The sequence below is a fragment of the Paenarthrobacter sp. TRD_SC_7 genome, assembly GCF_056156245.1.
In genome coordinates, this window is the sequence record NZ_CM149587.1 from 4081128 (window position 1) to 4099097 (window position 17970).

14 protein-coding genes are annotated in these 17970 nt (G+C 63.4%); 6 read left to right on the forward strand and 8 right to left on the reverse strand.

Annotated features, from left to right (window positions below):
* The first annotated feature begins 14 nt into the window (after positions 1-14).
* From AC0J5Z_RS19445 to AC0J5Z_RS19465, 5 genes are all read left to right on the forward strand, one after another.
* On the forward strand, positions 15-1739 hold the full coding sequence (locus AC0J5Z_RS19445) for an ABC transporter substrate-binding protein (protein ID WP_475035650.1): 1725 nt from the start codon (positions 15-17) through the stop codon (positions 1737-1739).
* An 81-nt stretch (positions 1740-1820) separates the two neighbouring features.
* Entirely contained in the window at positions 1821-2822 is a 1002-nt protein-coding gene (locus AC0J5Z_RS19450) for an ABC transporter permease (RefSeq protein ID WP_475035651.1), read from the forward strand.
* Complete coding sequence (locus AC0J5Z_RS19455) at positions 2819-3874, forward strand: ABC transporter ATP-binding protein (protein ID WP_475035653.1); 1056 nt, start codon at positions 2819-2821, stop codon at positions 3872-3874. Before AC0J5Z_RS19450 ends, AC0J5Z_RS19455 begins: the two co-directional genes overlap by 4 nt.
* Before the next feature lie 8 nt (positions 3875-3882).
* Complete coding sequence (locus AC0J5Z_RS19460) at positions 3883-4905, forward strand: ABC transporter ATP-binding protein (protein WP_475035654.1); 1023 nt, start codon at positions 3883-3885, stop codon at positions 4903-4905.
* 23 nt (positions 4906-4928) lie between these two features.
* The gene (locus AC0J5Z_RS19465; protein WP_475035655.1) at positions 4929-6158 is read left to right on the forward strand and encodes an amidohydrolase family protein; all 1230 of its coding nucleotides are present in this window, start codon (positions 4929-4931) and stop codon (positions 6156-6158) included.
* Positions 6159-6240: 82 nt separating this feature from the next.
* Here AC0J5Z_RS19465 and AC0J5Z_RS19470 read toward each other — a convergent pair whose 3' ends face one another.
* From AC0J5Z_RS19470 to AC0J5Z_RS19505, 8 genes are all read right to left on the reverse strand, one after another.
* Entirely contained in the window at positions 6241-6729 is a 489-nt protein-coding gene (locus AC0J5Z_RS19470; RefSeq protein WP_475035656.1) for a pyridoxamine 5'-phosphate oxidase family protein, read from the reverse strand.
* 103 nt (positions 6730-6832) lie between these two features.
* A complete protein-coding gene (locus AC0J5Z_RS19475; RefSeq protein WP_475035657.1) occupies positions 6833-7054 on the reverse strand; it encodes a hypothetical protein in 222 nt (73 codons plus the stop codon).
* The gene (locus AC0J5Z_RS19480) at positions 7051-8061 is read right to left on the reverse strand and encodes an MFS transporter (protein ID WP_475035658.1); all 1011 of its coding nucleotides are present in this window, start codon (positions 8059-8061) and stop codon (positions 7051-7053) included. Before AC0J5Z_RS19480 ends, AC0J5Z_RS19475 begins: the two co-directional genes overlap by 4 nt.
* 474 nt (positions 8062-8535) lie before the next feature.
* Complete coding sequence (locus AC0J5Z_RS19485; protein ID WP_475035659.1) at positions 8536-9981, reverse strand: FAD-binding oxidoreductase; 1446 nt, start codon at positions 9979-9981, stop codon at positions 8536-8538.
* Between the two features lie 130 nt (positions 9982-10111).
* Positions 10112-12037, reverse strand: coding sequence for a glycoside hydrolase family 13 protein (locus AC0J5Z_RS19490; protein WP_475035660.1), 1926 nt, complete (start codon positions 12035-12037; stop codon positions 10112-10114).
* Positions 12038-12039: 2 nt separating this feature from the next.
* Positions 12040-12972: a sugar ABC transporter permease gene (locus AC0J5Z_RS19495; RefSeq protein WP_475035661.1), complete on the reverse strand. Its 933-nt coding sequence runs from the start codon at positions 12970-12972 to the stop codon at positions 12040-12042.
* The gene (locus AC0J5Z_RS19500; protein ID WP_475035662.1) at positions 12972-14612 is read right to left on the reverse strand and encodes an ABC transporter permease subunit; all 1641 of its coding nucleotides are present in this window, start codon (positions 14610-14612) and stop codon (positions 12972-12974) included. Before AC0J5Z_RS19500 ends, AC0J5Z_RS19495 begins: the two co-directional genes overlap by 1 nt.
* Before the next feature lie 98 nt (positions 14613-14710).
* Positions 14711-16009, reverse strand: a complete 1299-nt coding sequence (locus AC0J5Z_RS19505) for a sugar ABC transporter substrate-binding protein (RefSeq protein ID WP_475035663.1) — start codon at positions 16007-16009, stop codon at positions 14711-14713.
* A 211-nt stretch (positions 16010-16220) separates the two neighbouring features.
* Between AC0J5Z_RS19505 and AC0J5Z_RS19510 the strand changes: the two genes are divergently transcribed.
* Positions 16221-17966, forward strand: coding sequence for a glycoside hydrolase family 13 protein (locus tag AC0J5Z_RS19510; RefSeq protein ID WP_475035664.1), 1746 nt, complete (start codon positions 16221-16223; stop codon positions 17964-17966).
* Positions 17967-17970: the final 4 nt, after the last annotated feature.

Genomic DNA, 17970 nt, shown 5'->3' on the forward strand with positions numbered 1-17970 from the left:
TCACAAGGAGCATCATGAAAACCCCTGCAAGAGCTCTGGCACTTTCGGTGTTGATCGCCATGGCCGCTACCGGCTGCGGCCCTGGTCAAAGCCAGCCCAGCAGTTCCAAGGCCGCCGGGTCGGTCACGGAATTGGCCCCCAACGTGATCAAGTCCGGCTTCAATGCCAAGGGCGGCAACATCAACGTCCTGATGTCCTCCGATTTCCAAACGTTGGACCCCGGAAACAGCAACTATGTTCAGACGGCCAACGTCGGCCAGCTCTACTACCGCACATTGACCATGGCCAAGGAGACAGCCGGCCAGCCCCCAACAGTGGTCCCTGACCTCGCGACGGACACCGGCAAGGCCTCCGACGACGGCCTGAGTTGGAGGTTCACCCTCAAGGAAGGCGTGAAGTTCGAGGACGGAACGCCCATCACCTCAGCCGACATCAAGTACGGCGTGGAGCGCACGTTCGCACAGGATGTCTTCACCCAGGCGCCCCAAGAGTTGAACGCAGCGCTCGACGCCGGCGGGTACAAGGGGCCGTATAAGGATCCTTCCGCTGTGCTCAAGGCCGTTGAAACGCCTGATGAGCGCACCGTGGTCTTCCATCTGAAAAAACCGTTCGCCGAGTTCCCGGCGCTGGCATCCCGGTCCAATACCGCTCCTGTCCCGAAGGCCAAGGACACCAAGCTGGACTACACCAACCACCCGGTATCTTCGGGTCCGTACATGGTGGAGTCCTACAACCGTGGCAAGTCCCTCAAGCTGGTCCGCAACCCGCACTGGGATCCCGCTACAGACCCCAACCGCTCGGCACTCCCGGATACGTTCAGCTTCTCGCTGTCCACTTCGCAGGCCACCATCAGCCAGCAGCTCCTGGCCGACTCGGATCCTAATGCCATCACGCTGGACTCCAACGGTGCCCTCCAGACCTCGGACTCCGCCAAACTGGCCGACGCCAAGGTCAAAGACCGCGTGGCCTCAGGTCTCCTGGGATGCAACGACGTCCTGAGCTTGAACACGGAAAAGATCAAGGACCCGGACGTCCGCAAGGCCATCGCGTTGGCCCTGGATCGCCAGTCCATCCTGGTTCAGTACGGTGGACGACGCTTCGGTGAAATCACTCAGAGCCCGCTCAATGCCAAGATGCGCGGCTATGTGGAGACCGAACTGGAACTGGACCCCACTGGAAAGCCCAAGCTGGATGAAGCCAAGAAGCTCCTGGAAGGCAAGGACTTCCCCAAGACCCTGACGTACGGCTACGCCAACAACCGGGACGCCTTCAAGAACACTGGCACAGTTGTGCAGCAGAACCTCAAGGCCCTGGGCATCGAGGTTGAGCTGGTTCCAATTCCGGCACCCAACTACTACTCAGTCCTGGCCAGTGAGCAGCTCCCGGACATGGGGCGTTCCGGCTGGTGCGGTGGTGCCGACCCCGCATCGGTGCGCACGTCCGCTGATCCCCTGCTGGGACCGAACAATGAAGGCACCAGCTACGGCTTCTCCAACACCTCCCGGTACTTCGATCCCGTAGTTTCCAAGGCCATGTTCGATCTCCGCAATACGGACGGCACCTCCGAGGAACTGGGCAAGAAATGGTCTGAGGCGTTCGGCTCAGCTTTGAAGACCTACCCGATCGTCCCGCTCATCCGCAGCCACACCAACAGCGTGGTGGGTTCCAACGTCCGCAACGCCCAGGTGGGCTACTTCTTCGGCGGCATCGATCTCTCGATCGTCGGCGTCGAGCAATAACCGGGCTTCGAAAACTATTCGGGCATAGTCCAGAAGGAGAAGCGGGCCGCCTGCCTCAGCGGGCGGCCCGCAACCACCACCATGATGACTTTCATTCTTCGCCGAACCGGATCGCTGGTCCTGCTTCTAGCCGCGGTCAGCTTCATCACCTTCACGCTCTTCCAGCTTGGCCCCTCTGATCCCGCAGCTGCTGCCTGTGGACAGGAGTGCACGCCCGAACGTGTGGCCGAAGCCCGGGTTGCCCTTGGCATGGATCAGCCCTTCCTGGTCCAGTACATCGACTACATCCGTGGCTTCTTCTCTTCGCGGATGATCGGCGCCCCGGGAGCGCAGACCCTCTGCGAATGGCCTTGCCTTGGCAAGTCCTTCCAGACCAACGAGAACGTTGCGGACATCATCGCCCGTTCACTCCCCTACACCTTCTCCATGGCCATCGGCGCGCTGGTGTTGTGGACCATCACCGGCGTCGGGCTTGGTCTGCTGGCCGCCCTGCGCAAAGGCTCGCCCGTGGACAAGTTCATTGTCGGCGCCGCCTCCGTTGGTGTCTCACTGCCTATCCCCGTTACGGGCCTGTTCCTGCTGCTCCTGTTCGTCAACCAGTTGCACCTTTTGCCCTTCACCACCAACGAGATCAACAGCCCGTTCGGCCCGCAAGGTCCGGGAGCCTGGGTGGCCAATTACCTGCTGCCGTGGATTGCGTTGGCCGTGCTCTTCAGTGCTTCCTACATCCGCGTCACCCGTACCAACATGATCGAGACGTTCGGCGAAGACTTCATCCGGACGGCCCGTGCCAAGGGCCTCGCGCCCCGGACTGTCACCTTCAAGCACGGTGTGCGTGCAGGCATAACCCCTGTTGTCACCATGCTGGGCATGGACATCGGCCTCTTGCTGGGCGGAGCAGTCCTCACCGAACAGATCTTCTCTGTCCCCGGCCTGGGCTTCACGGCTGTGCATGCCGCCATTTCCGGCGACCTCCCCGTCACCATGGCCATCACCATGTTGGCCGCGTTCTTCGTCATCGTGGCCAACGTTGTGGTGGACCTCGCCTACGCCGCCATCGATCCCCGAGTGAGGCTCCAATGACCCATGTAGATACCGCCAACGTGGCGAGCGCCCCGGCTGGAGGTACAGCCACCGCGCCGTTCCTCGAGGTCCGCGACCTCACGGTGAAGTTTCCCACGGACGACGGCGTTGTCTCCGCAGTGAACGGGATGGACTTCTCGCTGGAACGCGGTCAGACCCTTGGCATCGTGGGCGAATCCGGTTCCGGAAAATCCGTCACCAGCCAAGCGCTGATGGGCCTGCTCAAAGGCACGTCGGCGCAGGTCACCGGTCAGGCGATGTTCCAAGGCAAGGACTTGGTCACCCTGCCCGAGTCCGCCATGCGCCCGCTCCGTGGCCGCAACATCGGCATGATCTTCCAGGATCCCCTCTCGGCGCTGCACCCCTTCTACACCGTTGGACACCAGATCGCCGAGGCGTACTTGGTCCACAACAAGGCGAGCAAGAAACAGGCCCGGGCAGCCGCCGTCGACATGCTGGGAAGGGTGGGTATCCCCAGCCCGGAGCAGCGCTACGACGAGTACCCCCACCACTTCTCCGGCGGCATGCGCCAGCGTGCCATGATCGCGATGGCGCTGATCTGCGAACCTGAGTTGTTGATAGCCGACGAGCCCACCACGGCTCTGGATGTCACCGTTCAGGCGCAGATCCTGGACCTCATGTCGGAGCTCCAGGAGGAAAGCAACTCGGCCTTGATCCTCATCACGCACGACCTCGGTGTGGTGGCCGAGGTCTGCGACAACGTGTTGGTCATGTACGGCGGGCAGTGCGTCGAGTCCGGGCCCGTGGACGAGATCTTCCACGACACGCAGCACCCCTATACCCTGGGCCTCCTCAACTCGATGCCCACGCTCAACAGTGCGTCGAGCCAGCTGAACCCCATACCCGGCCAGCCGCCGTCGCTCCTTGACCTGCCTAAGGGCTGCATCTTCAGCGCCAGGTGCCAATACGCCGAACTCGCCGGCGACGGCGTCTGCGCCAACCAGCGGCCCCAACTGCGGGTTGAGGACGGGCACGGCAAACGCTGTCATCTCAGCGGCCCGCAGATCATCACCATCCGGAATTCGCGTTAGGACCCGCCATGGAACATCAGCCTATTCTCCAGGTGGAGAACCTGCAGAAGCACTTTCCGCTGAAGGGCGGACTCCTTCCCGGCGCGGCCAAGCGCTCTGTCAAAGCGGTGGACGGCGTATCGTTCAGCCTTGCCCGAGGCCAGACATTGGGGCTCGTGGGCGAGTCAGGGTGCGGTAAGTCGACCACCGGACGCATGGTGGCGCGGCTCCTGGACCCGACGGGCGGGCGGATCCTGGTGGACGGAGAGGACATCAGCCAGCTCCGCGGCCGGGATCTCTACACCTTCCGGCGCAAGGTCCAGATGATCTTCCAGGACCCTTTTGCCTCGCTGAATCCCCGCCAAACCGTGGGCACGGCCATCGCGGCTCCCATGGTGGCACAGAAGATCAGCCCGCCGGGTGGTCTCAAGAACCGGGTGAAGGAACTCCTGGACCAAGTAGGGCTCAAGCCGGAGCACTACAACCGTTTCCCGCATGAATTTTCCGGAGGCCAGCGTCAGCGCGTGGGTATTGCCCGGGCGATTTCCCTGAGTCCGTCAGTGATTGTGTGCGACGAACCAGTGTCCGCTTTGGACGTCTCAGTGCAGGCACAGGTGGTGAACCTGTTGCAGCAGATCCAGCGCGACACCGGCGTTTCCTACATCTTCATCGCGCACGATCTCTCTGTGGTCCGGCACATCTCCCACGAAGTCGCTGTGATGTACCTGGGCAAGATCGTCGAGCAGGGGCCTCGGGACGCTTTGTTCAGCGATCCCTTGCATCCGTACACCAAGGCGTTGCTCTCGGCAGTACCCCTTCCGGATCCCCGGGCAGCCCGTGAACAGGTGAAGATCCGGCTTCGTGGAGACCTTCCCTCGCCGGCCAACCCACCCAGCGGCTGCGTCTTCCGGACACGGTGCCCGCTCATTGGCACGCTTCCCGACGAGCAGCGCCAACGGTGCATCAACGACATTCCGACACCGGCCACGCCTGCGGTGCCTGCCTGCCATCACACAGCTATGGCCGCGGCGGCACTGGCCGGTGTGCAATAGATTCACTAGCAAAGGAGCAACCATTGAATACCCTGATCCGCGCCGTCCGCCCGTGGGGGCAAGCGCTCAGCGACGTGAGTCTTGTTGCGGGCGAAACAGGCGGCAAGATCACCGCCGTCGAACCGCATGACCTTGCCCGCGTCGTTCCGGATGGCCTAACTGTTGTGGAGGGACGTGGGCGCCTGCTGCTGCCGTCCTTCTCGGACGTTCACGTGCACTTGGATTCCACCCGGATCGGTCTCCCGTTCCGGGAGCACACCGGAGGTCCGGGTGTGTGGACCATGATGATGAACGACCGTCAAAACTGGCGCAACGCCGAGGTCCCGCTGCAGGATCGCGTGAACGACACCCTGGGCCGGATGGTCGCGCGGGGCACCACCCGCGTACGCTCCTACGCGCAGGTGGATGTGGACTGCAGGCTGGAGCGTTTCGACGCCGTTGCTACCGCCAAGGAGAAGTTCGCCGGCCAGGCTTCCGTTGACATCATCGCTTTTCCGCAAGCTGGATTGTTGCTAGAGGAAGGGACGGTGGAGCTCATGGAGGAGGCGCTGAAAGCCGGCGCCAACGTGATGGGTGGAATCGATCCCTGCACCCTGGACAGGGACCCGGCGAAGCACCTGGATATCGTGTTTGGCTTGGCCGAGAAATATCAGGTTCCCATCGATATCCACCTTCACGAACCCGGCGAACTGGGAGTCTTCAGCACAGATCTGGTGCTCGAGCGCACCCGGGCGTTGGGCATGCAAGGCAAGGTCACCATGTCCCACGCCTACCAATTGGGCAGCGTTAACGAAGCCACCACGCGCAGGCTCATTGATGCCTTCGCGGAGCTGGACGTTTCCTTGGCTTCGGTTGCTCCTTCTGCTGCCGGCCAACTGCCCATCCCGCTGCTTACCGAGGCTGGAGTTCGCTTGGGTTTGGGCGAGGACGGCCAACGCGACTACTGGTCCCCCTACGGCAACACGGACATGCTGGACCGGACATGGCAGCTCGCCTTCACGCACGGTTTCCGCAAGGACGAGTTGATCGAGCACTGCCTGGCGATTGCCACCGTCGGTGGAGCGAGCATCCTTGACCCCGGCGCTACCCGGCTGAAGGACACGGCGCACCGTCCCGGCGTCGAGGTTGGCGATCCTGCGGAGCTGCTCCTTGTGGACGGGGAAACGGTGGCTTCCACCGTGATGGACCGCGGCAAGGACCGCACCGTGATCCACGCCGGCCGAGTTGTGGCTGACCAGCTGGAACTGCTCTAGCTCCCCCGAAACCCGCTCTTGTCCGACTTCCTCGCCGTTGAACGTGGAGGAGATCGGACAAGGGTGGGTTTAACGTTACGGGCTACTCGCCTCGTGCCGTGGGGGCATCGTCCAGCGGCGTCCACCACGTCACAGCTGGGGTGACCTTGAAGCGCCGGCCCGTCACCTTGCTGGGAGTGATGCGGATGAACTGGTCCTTCTGGCCGGCTTCCCATGGGAAGAGGAGGAGTCCGACGGTATCCAGCACGTCCTGAGTCAACTCCACGGCAGACGCCTGGCCCTTGACCACCACGCTCCAGGCCACCCCTGTTTCGGCATCGACGCCGTCGGCTTCAATGGCCACGGGAGCATCTCCGAGGGCAGCATGGAGCTTGGTGCCTTCTCCGGTCCGGAACATCATGGTCCCGTGGTCAACCTTGTAATTCACGGGGAAAATGTCCGGGTGGTCGTCCACCACAACGGCGAGCCTGCCCACTGAGACACCGCGGAGGAGCTCCCAACATTCGTTGGTCTCCAGGATTTCCGTCGCGGGTGTGTCCGGCTGGTTCGTCCCTGATGGTGAGTTCGTCATATCGCCGAGGATACGCCGCAGAGTTGCCGCCCGACAGGCCTTCGCCCGGTTCCGGGCAAAAGGAGCCGGTCTTGTTCACTGCGCCCGCCCTCGTACGGCCGGGTTATCGAACGAACATAGCTTTCGAGCCCCTACGGGACGCTTGGTCCGCCTGCTCCACGCTCACGAGGGGTCCACGGATGGCGAAGAATCCGGCACCGGCCAGGACTAGGGCTTCGGCGGCAAGTGCCCAGAACGTCGCTTCCCAGCCACCGGTCAACGTATGTAGCAACCCGGCACCCAGAGGACCGAGGGAGGCCAGCGCGAACCCGAGGCCCTGGCTCATGGCCGACAGTCTCCCTGCAGCTGGGGTCCATCGGACCGGATCACCACCAAGGCCATGGCCAGCCCGAATCCGGCGCTCTGGACCACTCCCAGAATCCCGACCATCAGGAACTGCAGCTCAGCCGGTGCGGCCAGGACTCCCACCAGCGCGAGCGCCACCGACAAGCCAAGCCCCGGCGCCATGATCCTGAGGCTGCGAGGATTGCTGGCCAGCACGGGGGCGAGCAAACTTGCAGGAAGGCCCGCCAGACTGAACCAAGCAAGCAGGGCAGCAGCATCGCCTGGTGTGAGCCCACGGGATACCAAATACACAGCCAGCCAAGACGTAATCGCGAAGTAGAGCATGGCCTGCAGACCGAAGAAAGCTGTGACTGCCCATGCGGTGCGTTGCTTCCGGAGCGGCACCGCGTGCCTTGGGGTGACAGGCTTCGACGGCGCATCCCCGGTCAGCGGCGTGGCGGCGCCGTCCGCCGCGGGGTCTCCGCATCGGTGGATCAAGAAGGCACCCAGTAGCGCAGGAACGGCCCACACCGCGAGCGCCGACGACAAGTTGCCGCCGAAGGCGTGCTCGAGTGGTTGGACCAGGCCGGCACCAAGGGCCGCTCCCAACCCGAACCCCATGGTGCACAGCCCTGTCCACCAGCCAGTGCCGCGGTTCGCCTTGACGATCTGCGGCACCAGCACGCTCGCAGTCATGATCGCGCTGCCGGCCAGGAACGTTCCGGGCAGCAAGAGAGCGGGCACCGTCGCCCGAACAATCAGCGCAGCAGCGAGAACCAACAATGCCACTGCGACCGCCCGCCCGGTCCCGAATCGTCGGGCCAGCCAAGGCCCGATGGGACCGGAAATACCGAACGCCAGCACAGGCAAAGTCCCCAACAACGGCAGCAGCGCAGGGTCAAGGATAAACACTCCCGGAACCTGGTTCATCACCCCGGCCACAGTAGTTATGGCCGGCCGAAGATTGACGGACACCACAACAAGTGCGAGCAGCACCAGGCCAGTCATCAACCTGGGATTCAATCGCGCCCCACCCAACCGCTTCACACGCACGTCTTTCCCCTTATAGCAACTTTGGTATACCAAGTAAGACTAAGGCGTGATAAGCGGAAAGTAAATGCCGTGAAAAGCCGTGACTGAGATGACTCCAAGTGCAACTTTCTCGAGCTTGGAATACCAAGAGCTGCAAAGGTGATCCGTAAGGGTCTGGGACCTGATAGAGCGTCACACCCAAGCACGAGGGACGTGATAGAGCGTCACACCCAAACACGAGGGACCTGATAGAGCGTCAGAGAGCCGTCCGCGGATGGCCCGCAGGGCCGGAACGGGGCAGCGCGCGTCTAAGGGAGGCACGACCGAGCGCGCCGAGCGTTCCGGCCCTGCGGGCACCAGACGACCGAGCGCGCCGAGCGTTCCGGCCCTGCGGGCACCAGACGACCGAGCGCGCCGAGCGTTTCGGCCCTGCGGGCGCACGACTCACCCTTAGATAGCCTTCCCCGGATTCAGAATCCCCTGCGGATCAAACAACTCCTTGATCCGCCGCTGCAGCTCCCGCACTGGCTCGGGCTGCTCCAGCCCGAGCCACCGCAGCTTGTACTGCCCCACGCCGTGCTCGCCTGTGATGGTGCCGCCCATGTCCAGCCCTACACGGATGGATTCGTCCAGGGCCGCGTTGAGACGCTGCAGGGCGTCCGCATCCGTGGCGGGATCTACCCGTTCCATCCAGAAGGTGGGGTGCAGGTTGCCGTCGCCCGCATGGGCCACTACCTTGAGCCGCACCTGGAACCGGGCAGCCATCGCTTCGAGTTCGGCCACGAAGTCCACCAGCCTGGAGCGCGGGACGGCGATGTCCTCACCCACCCTGAATTCGTCGTCCACTTCGACGCCGCGGCTGTTGCGCCGCAGTTCCACCAGCATCTCGGCTTCTTCGCTGGCTTCCGTAGTCACGGTGGCGCCGCCGTCGGCAAGTACCTGCCGGACGACATCGGCTTCTGCGGCCGCACCGAAGCCATCGGTCTGGATCAGTAGCAAGGACTTACCTCGTGCTTGGAGGTCGCCGCCATGAAGTTCGTCCAGCTGCGCCAGGGTGCCGTTGTCCAGGAGTTCCATGATGGCGGGCTGCACCCGGGCCCTTCCCACGGCAAGCACGCCAGAAGCTGCGCTGCGGAAGTCCTGGTAGAAGGCCGCAATGGTGTGGACTTCGCGGGGCAGATACTTCAGCCGCACCGTCACGCCCACCACGATCCCCAGCGTTCCCTCGGAGCCGACCAGCAGCGCGGTCAGGTCGTACCCCGCAACGCCTTTGAAGGTTTGGTGGCCTGTGTGCATCAAGGAGCCGTCCGCCATGACAACGTCCAGTGCCAGCACGGAATCGCGTGTTACACCGTATTTGGCGCAGCGCAGTCCCCCGGCGTTGGTTGCCACGTTGCCACCGATGGTGGACATTTTGTAGCTGGCGGGGTCCGGTGCGTACATCAGTCCGTGTTCGGCGGCGGCAGCGTTCAGGTCGGCGTTGATGACGCCGGGTTCGACGACGGCGGTCTCGTCGTCCGGGTTGAGGTCCAGGATGCGGTTCATCCGTTCAAGGCCCAGGACGATGCAGCCTTCGGTGGCATGCGCGCCGCCGGAGACGCCGGTTCCGGCGCCCCTGGCCACAATGGGAACCTGATGCGCCGCGCAGCTGCGAACGATGTGTTGGACGTCCTCCACGGATTCGGCCCAGACGACGGCGAGGGGCAGGTGCCGCTCCAGCAGTGGGCCCTGGTCCACGGAGTAGACGCTCAGGGTTTCTTCATCCTCTGCTACCTGTCCGGCCCGGAGTCCGGCCGCGAGCTCCTGCAGGAACACTTGCTGGGCCGCTGATGGCTTGGAGGCTTCCCGGTGGCCCGCCATCCTGCCGTTGATGCTCTCCGCTGATGTTCCGGCCATAGCCGTTTCGTCCGACACAGTGGTCCCTCCACGTACGCACCGCGGACACGCCAAACCGGCAGTCTTCGCAGTGTTTTAGTGCTCACAGTCTAGCCAGCACAGAACGGCAGAGCACGGCCACAGTCGCCTGCTACCGGGTGGGAACCCGTGTCCCGGGGATCGCCCAGATTCCCGCGGAGCGGCCTTCGGCGCGTAGACAGACACCCTCGACGCGTGATGGCCCAGCGGGTGCGGACGTCACTGTTCCGGAGTGGTGCAGTGGCGCGGCAAGCAACGCTTCGAGCTGCGCGCCGCTAAGAACTGAATTGTCGAGGACCACATCGGCGGCGGCCCTCGCGACGAACACCAGCACCGAAGATTCTGCCGTCTCGCGAACAAAAACCAAAGTGTCGCCCTCTGCGTGGAGCCAACGCACCCCGCCGTCGGTCAGCGCCGGAACTTCCTTGCGGAGCCGTCCCAGGCGTGCATAGACGGGTTGCAGGTCCTTCAGCACGCGGTCACTCTCAACCCATGGCATGGGAGTTCTGGAATCCTCCCCGTTGAACCCTTCCAAGCCGAACTCATCACCCGCGAAGATTACAGGCACGCCCGGCAGGCAGAAGGTGAGTACGGCGCCCACTTCCGGGCCGCCGTCGATCATCACGGTCGCGGCACGCGCTGTGTCGTGCGTGTTCAGCGCGTTCATATTATTTTGTCGCACACCCCAGCTAAATCCCGCGGCGAGGTCCTGATGCGTAGCGAGGAAGTCTTCGGCGTCGATCCTGTGGGGCCCCGTTTGGGGCGAGCCAAAGAAATTGACGTTCGGAGCGTCTTTCGCGAGCCACGACCACAGCGGGCGGGTGAGGTTGGAATACGTCATGGCGCCTTGCCAGTGCTCACCTGTGAAATCCGAGGCGGCGTCGGACGTGGATTCCGCCAACAGGGCAGCGTCCGGGTTGATCTCACGAACCCGGACCGCGATGAGCCCGGCTACCTCGTGATTAAGGTCCACCGATCCAAGGCGCCCGGTCATGTTGCCGACGTCGATCCTCCAGCCATCCAGGTTGAACGGCGGTTTGAGCCAGCGGGCCACCACGGAATCATCATCGGTCACGAAACGCCGCCGGAGGGCTTCCGAGGACCAGTTGAATTTGGGCAGCGACGGCACGCCCCACCACGACTCGTAGCTGGAATGGTCCGGGCTGAAGTAGTAGTAGCCTGCTTCCTCGGATCCAGGATCGGCGAGCGCTTTGACGAACCACTCGTGGGCAGCGCCGGAGTGGTTGGCGGTGAGGTCCCCCATGACGCGAATACCCCGGGCGTGCGCTGCTTCAACCAGTTCCACCAATGCCTGGTCCCCGCCAAGGAGCGGGTCTACGGCATCGAAGGTAGAAGCGTCGTAGCGGTGATTGGAGCGTGCCGGGAAGAACGGCGTCAGGTAGAGGACATCCACGCCCAGTTCCCGCAGGTGGTCGAGCTTGCCCGTGATCCCGGGAAGGTCTCCCCCATAGAACTGGGTGGAAGCCTCCTCGCCCGTTCCCACCACCGGTTCATTCCAGGAACACGGGATGGCCCAATCGGGAGTGGGATGGCCATCCGCCTGGGTGGATCGCGCGAACCGGTCCGGGAACACCTGGTAGATGGTGCCCTTACGCAGCCACTCCGGAGCCGGGGCGAACGACGTCAGCCTGAAGTCCGCGGAATCGGAGACATCCCTGGCGAACAGGCCTTGGGCGTTGAGGTTCCAGTACCGCCGCCCGACGGTACTGCCACTCCCCGGGGCGCTGGTGGCAGCACCGCCGTCGTGCGTGTCAGCGACTTCAAGCAGGAAGCGGTACTTGGCCACGGGATTCGCTACCAGCATCGCCGCCTCCCACCAGTCCCAGCCATCAGTCGAGCCGAGCCGGATCGCGGCGTCGTAACGGGGCTCCCCATCTTGGAGGGAACGGACCCAAACTTTCGACGCCGGGCCCCACCCTTGCGGGACACGGATCCGGAGGCGAACGGTATCGCCAAGGGACACGGCATGGGGAGCAAAGAGTCCAGATCCGTCGTGGTGCGGAAGGGCGATGGGCATGATCAGCCTTTCACTGAGCCGGCGGTGAGGCCACTGACGATGTACTTCTGCAGGAAGAGGAACAGTGCCATGACGGGGATCGCGGCGATCACGGCACCTGCCGCGAAGACGCCCCAGTTCTCGGAGCGCTGCTGGGCCACGTAGGAGTAAAGCCCGACGGCGAGCGTCTGGCTGTCCGGATCGGTCAGCACAACGCTGGCAATGACGAATTCGCTGGAGATCCCGATGAACGCAAGGAGACCCACAACCGCCAGAATGGGCGTGACCAGTCGCAGGATGATGCCGAAGAAGATCTGCACGTGGCTGGCGCCGTCGATCTTGGCGGCCTCATCCAGTGACTGCGGGACTGTGTTGAAGAACCCGTACATAAGGTAGGTGTTCACACCCAGCGCTCCGCCCAGGTACACCATGATGAGGCCCAGCTGGCTGCCCAGCCCCAAGGCCGGAATTACCTGCGAGATCCCGCTCAGGAGAAGGAAGATGGCGACGACGGCCAACAGCTGCGGGAACATCTGCAGCAGGAGCAGGGTCAAGAGTCCCATCCGGCGGCCTTTGAAGCGCATGCGGGAGAACGCGTACGCGGCCATGGCACCGAGGAAAACGGTGGCAGCGGACGTTACCGTGCCAACCACCAGAGTGTTTACGAACCACCGGCCGAAGGGTCGGGTGGGGTCGCTGAAGAGTGCCACGAAGTTACCGGTGTCGAACCTGGAGAACAGCCCGTTGGAACCCACCAGGGTGCCGTTGGAATCCAGGGCAGCGGACAGAACATACAGGAGCGGGAACACGGCGAAGATGGTGGTGACGATGCCCACCACATGCCGCCAGCCTTTGTCCTTGAACCAGACCCCAAAGGGACGGCGCTTTTGCGCCAGCGGCGAGGGGCCGCCGTCGAACGTTGTTTCCTTGCTGGAGGCGAATGTGCGTACGCTCATCAGTTCACGTCCTCGAGTGCTTTGGTCTGCTTGAAGCTGATGGCCGAAATAGTGGCCACGATGATGAAGATGATGATGGCGAGCGCGCTGGCCAGGCCGTAGTCGCGGCCCGTTCCTTGGCCGAACGCCACCTTGTACACCAGCGTGATCAGGATGTCGGTGGATCCGATGTCTCGGTCAGTGTCCGCGAAGCGCGGCCCGCCGCCGGTCAGCATGTAGATGACGTTGAAGTTATTGAAGTTGAAGGCGAAGGACGAAATGAGCAGCGGGGCTACGGACACCAGCAGCAGGGGAAGCTTGATGGAGCGGAAGACGCGCCAGGCTGATGCGCCGTCCATACGTGCGGCCTCGTCGATTTCAGAGGGCAGGGACTGGAGAGCACCCGTGCAGACCAGGAACATGTAGGGGAAGCCGAGCCACACGTTGACCACCAGCACGCTGATCTTGGCCAGGACCGGGTCCGTAAGCCACCCGATGTTCGCGCCGCCCAGCAGCGTTTGGTTGAGCCAGCCGAACTCGGGGTTGAGGATGCCGGACCACACCAGGCCGGACAGGAATGCAGGAAACGCGTAGGGCAGGATCATCAGGATCCGGTACGCCTTCTTGCCTCGGAGGTCCTCCCGGTTGAACGTGATGGCCAGGAAGAGGCCCATCACGAAGGTCAGGGCGACGGATGCGATAGAGAAGGTGAACGTCCAGAGGATCACACCCAGGAGCGGCCCTCGGAGGCTGGGATCCGTGAAGGCCCGGACGAAGTTGTCCATGCCAACATCGATCTTCCAGCCAGTAGCCAAGGTCTCCCCGTTTGCATCGGCGAAGGCTCCTTTGCCATTATCGCGGTATTCCGTGCCGGTCCCGGTGTCCGTGAATGTGTCCGTGGTGGCGTCATAGTCGAGCGCCGGCTTGAACTGGTAGGCCGTACTGCCGTCCGCGGTTCGGAGCGTTCCATCCGCGGGGTTATCGGACACTGGAACAGTGATCTTCAGGATCTCCTGCTGGTTGGCCACAATCTCCTGGAACTTCAAGGTCTCGTAACCGGACAGGGAGTTTGCTTTGCCCGTTGAATCCTTGCCCGCGCCCTGTGCATCGGTGAGCGGATCCTCACTGCTGCCGATCTGCGCCTTGCCCGCAGGATCCGTGAACAGCAGATAGAACTCGTTGTCTTTGGTGAGAACGGAGGCCTTATAAGCGGGCGAGTCCGGGACGCGCTTCTGAGCCGTCAACTGAATGGCCGAAATGGCATCATCCTTGGTGCTGTTGTGCCCGTCGCCGTAGTTGGTAAACGCGATGTAGCCGCTGAAGACCACCACCAAAACCTGAAAAACCAGCAGGAACAGCACGCCCGGAGCGAGGTACTTGGCCGGCAACCCGCCCTTGCGGAGGTAGATCCAGTTGATGGCAAGGACCACCAAAGCAGACACCGCCAGCGCAGCCCACGACTGGCTCAGGAAGAGCATCATCAGGACATACACGGCGAAAGCGTCCACAAGTCCCAGCAGGACAACCTTGAGGATGGTGCCCTTGAGGGAATCCGGATGACGTGCGGGCTTGGCGGGGCGGCGGGCGCTGCTACGAGTCGGCTGGGCCGGGGCCGCTTGGGCTTGGTTGGCTGGCAGCTCGCGGAGATCTGGTTTTGGCATTGTGGATCCTTGGGTAAAGCGGTTGGCGGCAGGCACGGGCCGGGCGGTGGGGTGCCGCCCGGCCCCTGGCAGACCGGTGGAGTAACCGGGTTGCGGTACTAGCCGCCGATCTTGGACTTGATGCTGTCGGCCATCTTGGTCCAGGCATCAGCCGGATCGCCCTGGCCCTTGATGATGGCCAGTTCCGTAGCGCCCCAGTCAGCCCACACGGCGCTCATTTCCGGGATGGCCGGCATGGGAACGCCGGCGGCGCCGATCTTGCCGAACGCTTCCACCACGGGGTCGCTGGCAGCCTTCTCGAACGAGGCCTTCAGGGCAGGCGGGCGGCCACCTGCCGCATACATGGAGTCCTGGGCAGACTCAGACGTGAGGTAGTTGGTCACGAATTCATTGGTGGCAAGGGCGTTGGCGCTCTTGGCGCTGATGAAGAAGCCGTTGACGCCGATGAACGGCTGGGCAGGCTCGCTACCGGCGGTGGGGAGTTCATCCACCGCGAACTTGATGCCCTTCTTCTGGACATCCGGAACGTTCCACGGGCCTGTCAGGAAGTACGGTGATTCTCCGGCCAGGAACTTCTCCTTGGCGATGTCGCCAGTGATGTTGGAGTTGATGATCTTCTCGCCAGCATCGCCCCAGGCGGCCAGTTTCTTGGCGAATTCGACGCCGGCAGCGTCACCAATGAGGAGCTGCTTGGCGTCATATCCGCCGTCGGCATTCTTGCCGAAGACCTGCGAACCCATGGAGGCCTGCAGCGGGTACAGGTGGTACGGGTCGCCCTGCTTGGGGTCCATACCCACCAGGAACGGGAACGTTGCTTTGCCGTCCGCTACGGCCTTCTTGCCGTTGGCCACCACTTCGTCCAAGGTTGCAGCTTTGCTGTCCACGATGCTGGTGTTGCGAAGGAGGGCAATGTTTTCGGTGGCGTAGGGGACACCATAGACGGCGCCGTTGTAGGTCATGGCCTTGATGGAGGAATCCTGGAACTGTCCTGCTTTGTCGCCCAACTCGACGGGGGCAATCACACCGTTCTGGACGAACTTTCCAATCCAGTCATGCGGTCCAACAATCAGGTCCGGCCCCTGTCCGGTGGGTACCTGGGTGATGAAGTCGTCACGCACGGCGGCGAAGTCCTTGACCACCAGCTTCACCTCGATGCCGGTGTCGGACTTGAACTTCTCGGTAATGTCCTTCAGTGCAGGGGAACGCTCGGCGTCCACCCACATGGTGATAACGCCTGCGCCGGCAGCCTTCAGATCAGGCTTGGCGGCTTCCGAGCTGGGAGCGGTGGAGGCGCTGCCGCCACAGGCGCTCAGTGCCAGGGCTGCAACCACGGAGATCGCCGCGGTGGCGAACACGCGGCGGGTGGTTTGAGTCGCTAGGGTGTTGTGCACCTTCATTGGTGTCCCTTTCGTTTCTTCTGCTTCGACGACGGCAGGGGCTCTGAGCCCGTTGCATCATCGGTGACATGGCTCACAACTGCAAGCGCTTCCACACCCTACATTGCTGTGGCCAGTTTTGAAAAGCCCGCAACTCAATAGCGCCGCAAAGACAGCACCCTTAGGACTGGAAACGTTTACAATTTCCCGAATTCTCTTCTACGATGTGTTCATGTCCGTTGACTCATTGCTCTCGGTTGCGACCCACGAGCCCCCTGCAGCTTTCATACATTTGACCCCGGTCCACGAAGCCTCGACGGCGCACGGATGGTGGCGTTCCGCTGTGATTTACCAGATCTATCCGCGATCCTTCAGGGACCTCAACGGTGACGGCGTAGGAGACTTGGCGGGCATCACAGCCGAACTCACGCAGCTGGCTGCGTTGGGGGTCGACGCCGTCTGGTTGTCGCCGTTCTACCGCTCACCCCAGCGGGACGCAGGATACGACGTCAGCGACTACTGCGATGTCGATCCGCTGTTCGGCACACTCACCGACTTCGACGCCCTCATCGCAGAGGCCAACCGGCTCAACCTGCGCGTCATCGCGGACCTCGTCCCCAACCACTGTTCTGACCAGCACGTCGCCTTCCAGGCGGCACTCGCGGCGGGTGCAAACAGCCCGGAGCGGGACATGTTCATCTTCCGGGACGGCCAAGGACCCGACGGTAACGAGCCACCCAACAACTGGCAATCGCACTTCGGTGGACCGGCATGGACCCGCATCATCGAGCCGGGCGGAAAGCCCGGCCAATGGTTCCTGCACCTCTTCGACTCCTCGCAGCCCGACTTCAACTGGGACAACCCGGCAGTCCACGCCGAGTTCGAACGCGTCCTCCGCTTCTGGCTGGACCGCGGCATCTCCGGCTTCCGCGTGGACGTCGCCCACGCGCTGGTCAAGGCCGCCGGACTCCCCAACTGGGGTGGCCGTGCAGACGGCAACAGCTCCGAAGGCTTCCCGGGCCATGATGCTCCCATGTTTGGCCAGCCCGCCCTGCACGACATCTACCGCCGCTGGCGCTCCATCCTGGAAGAGTACGGTCCGGACCGCATCCTGTGCGCCGAAGCCAATGTGGATCCACTCCCCCGCCTGGCACAGTGGGTCCGTCCCGACGAAATGCACCAGGCCTTCAACTTCCCCTACCTGCACGCAGGACTGGATGTGAACCGCCTGCGCCACACCATCACCGACTCCCTGGTCTCGCTGGACGCAGTGGGCGCCCCCAGCACCTGGGTGCTGTCCAACCACGATGTTGTCCGGCACGCCTCACGCTTCGGCTACGACGGACCGGGACCCCGCGACGGCGACGGTATCGGCCCGGACGACGCCCAGCCCAATGAAGACCTCGGACGACGGAGGGCTGCCGCGGCTACCCTGTTCATGCTCGGCCTGCCAGGTGGCGCCTACCTCTACCAAGGCGAAGAGCTGGGCCTTCCCGACTCCTCCAGCATTCCCGGCAGCATGCGCCAAGATCCAACTTTCGCGCGCACTGGCGGAGCCCGGATCGGCCGTGACGGCTGCCGAGTGCCGCTCCCGTGGCGTTCCGCCGAGCCGCACGCCGGCTTCGGTGGCGGCATGGACCCATGGCTGCCCCAACCCGAGTCCTGGCCCACACTGGCGAGGGACCAGCAAGAGTCAGATCCGGCGTCGCACCTTAACCTTTACCGTGAGATGCTCGCGTTGCGGGCCTCGCACAGGCTCGGCGAAGGCTCCCTCGCCTGGGTGGAGGACTACTGCACCGAGACCTCGCTCGCCTACCTCAACGGCAACACGTTGGTGATCATGAACGTTGGGACGGATGCCATGCCGCTCCCGGCAGGCAGGACGATCCTCCGCAGCTCCGCGGCGGAAGCCGGCGCCGATCAACCAGGCGCTGATCAACTAGGCTCAGGGGAGACAATCTGGCTCGCAGCCAGCTAACTTT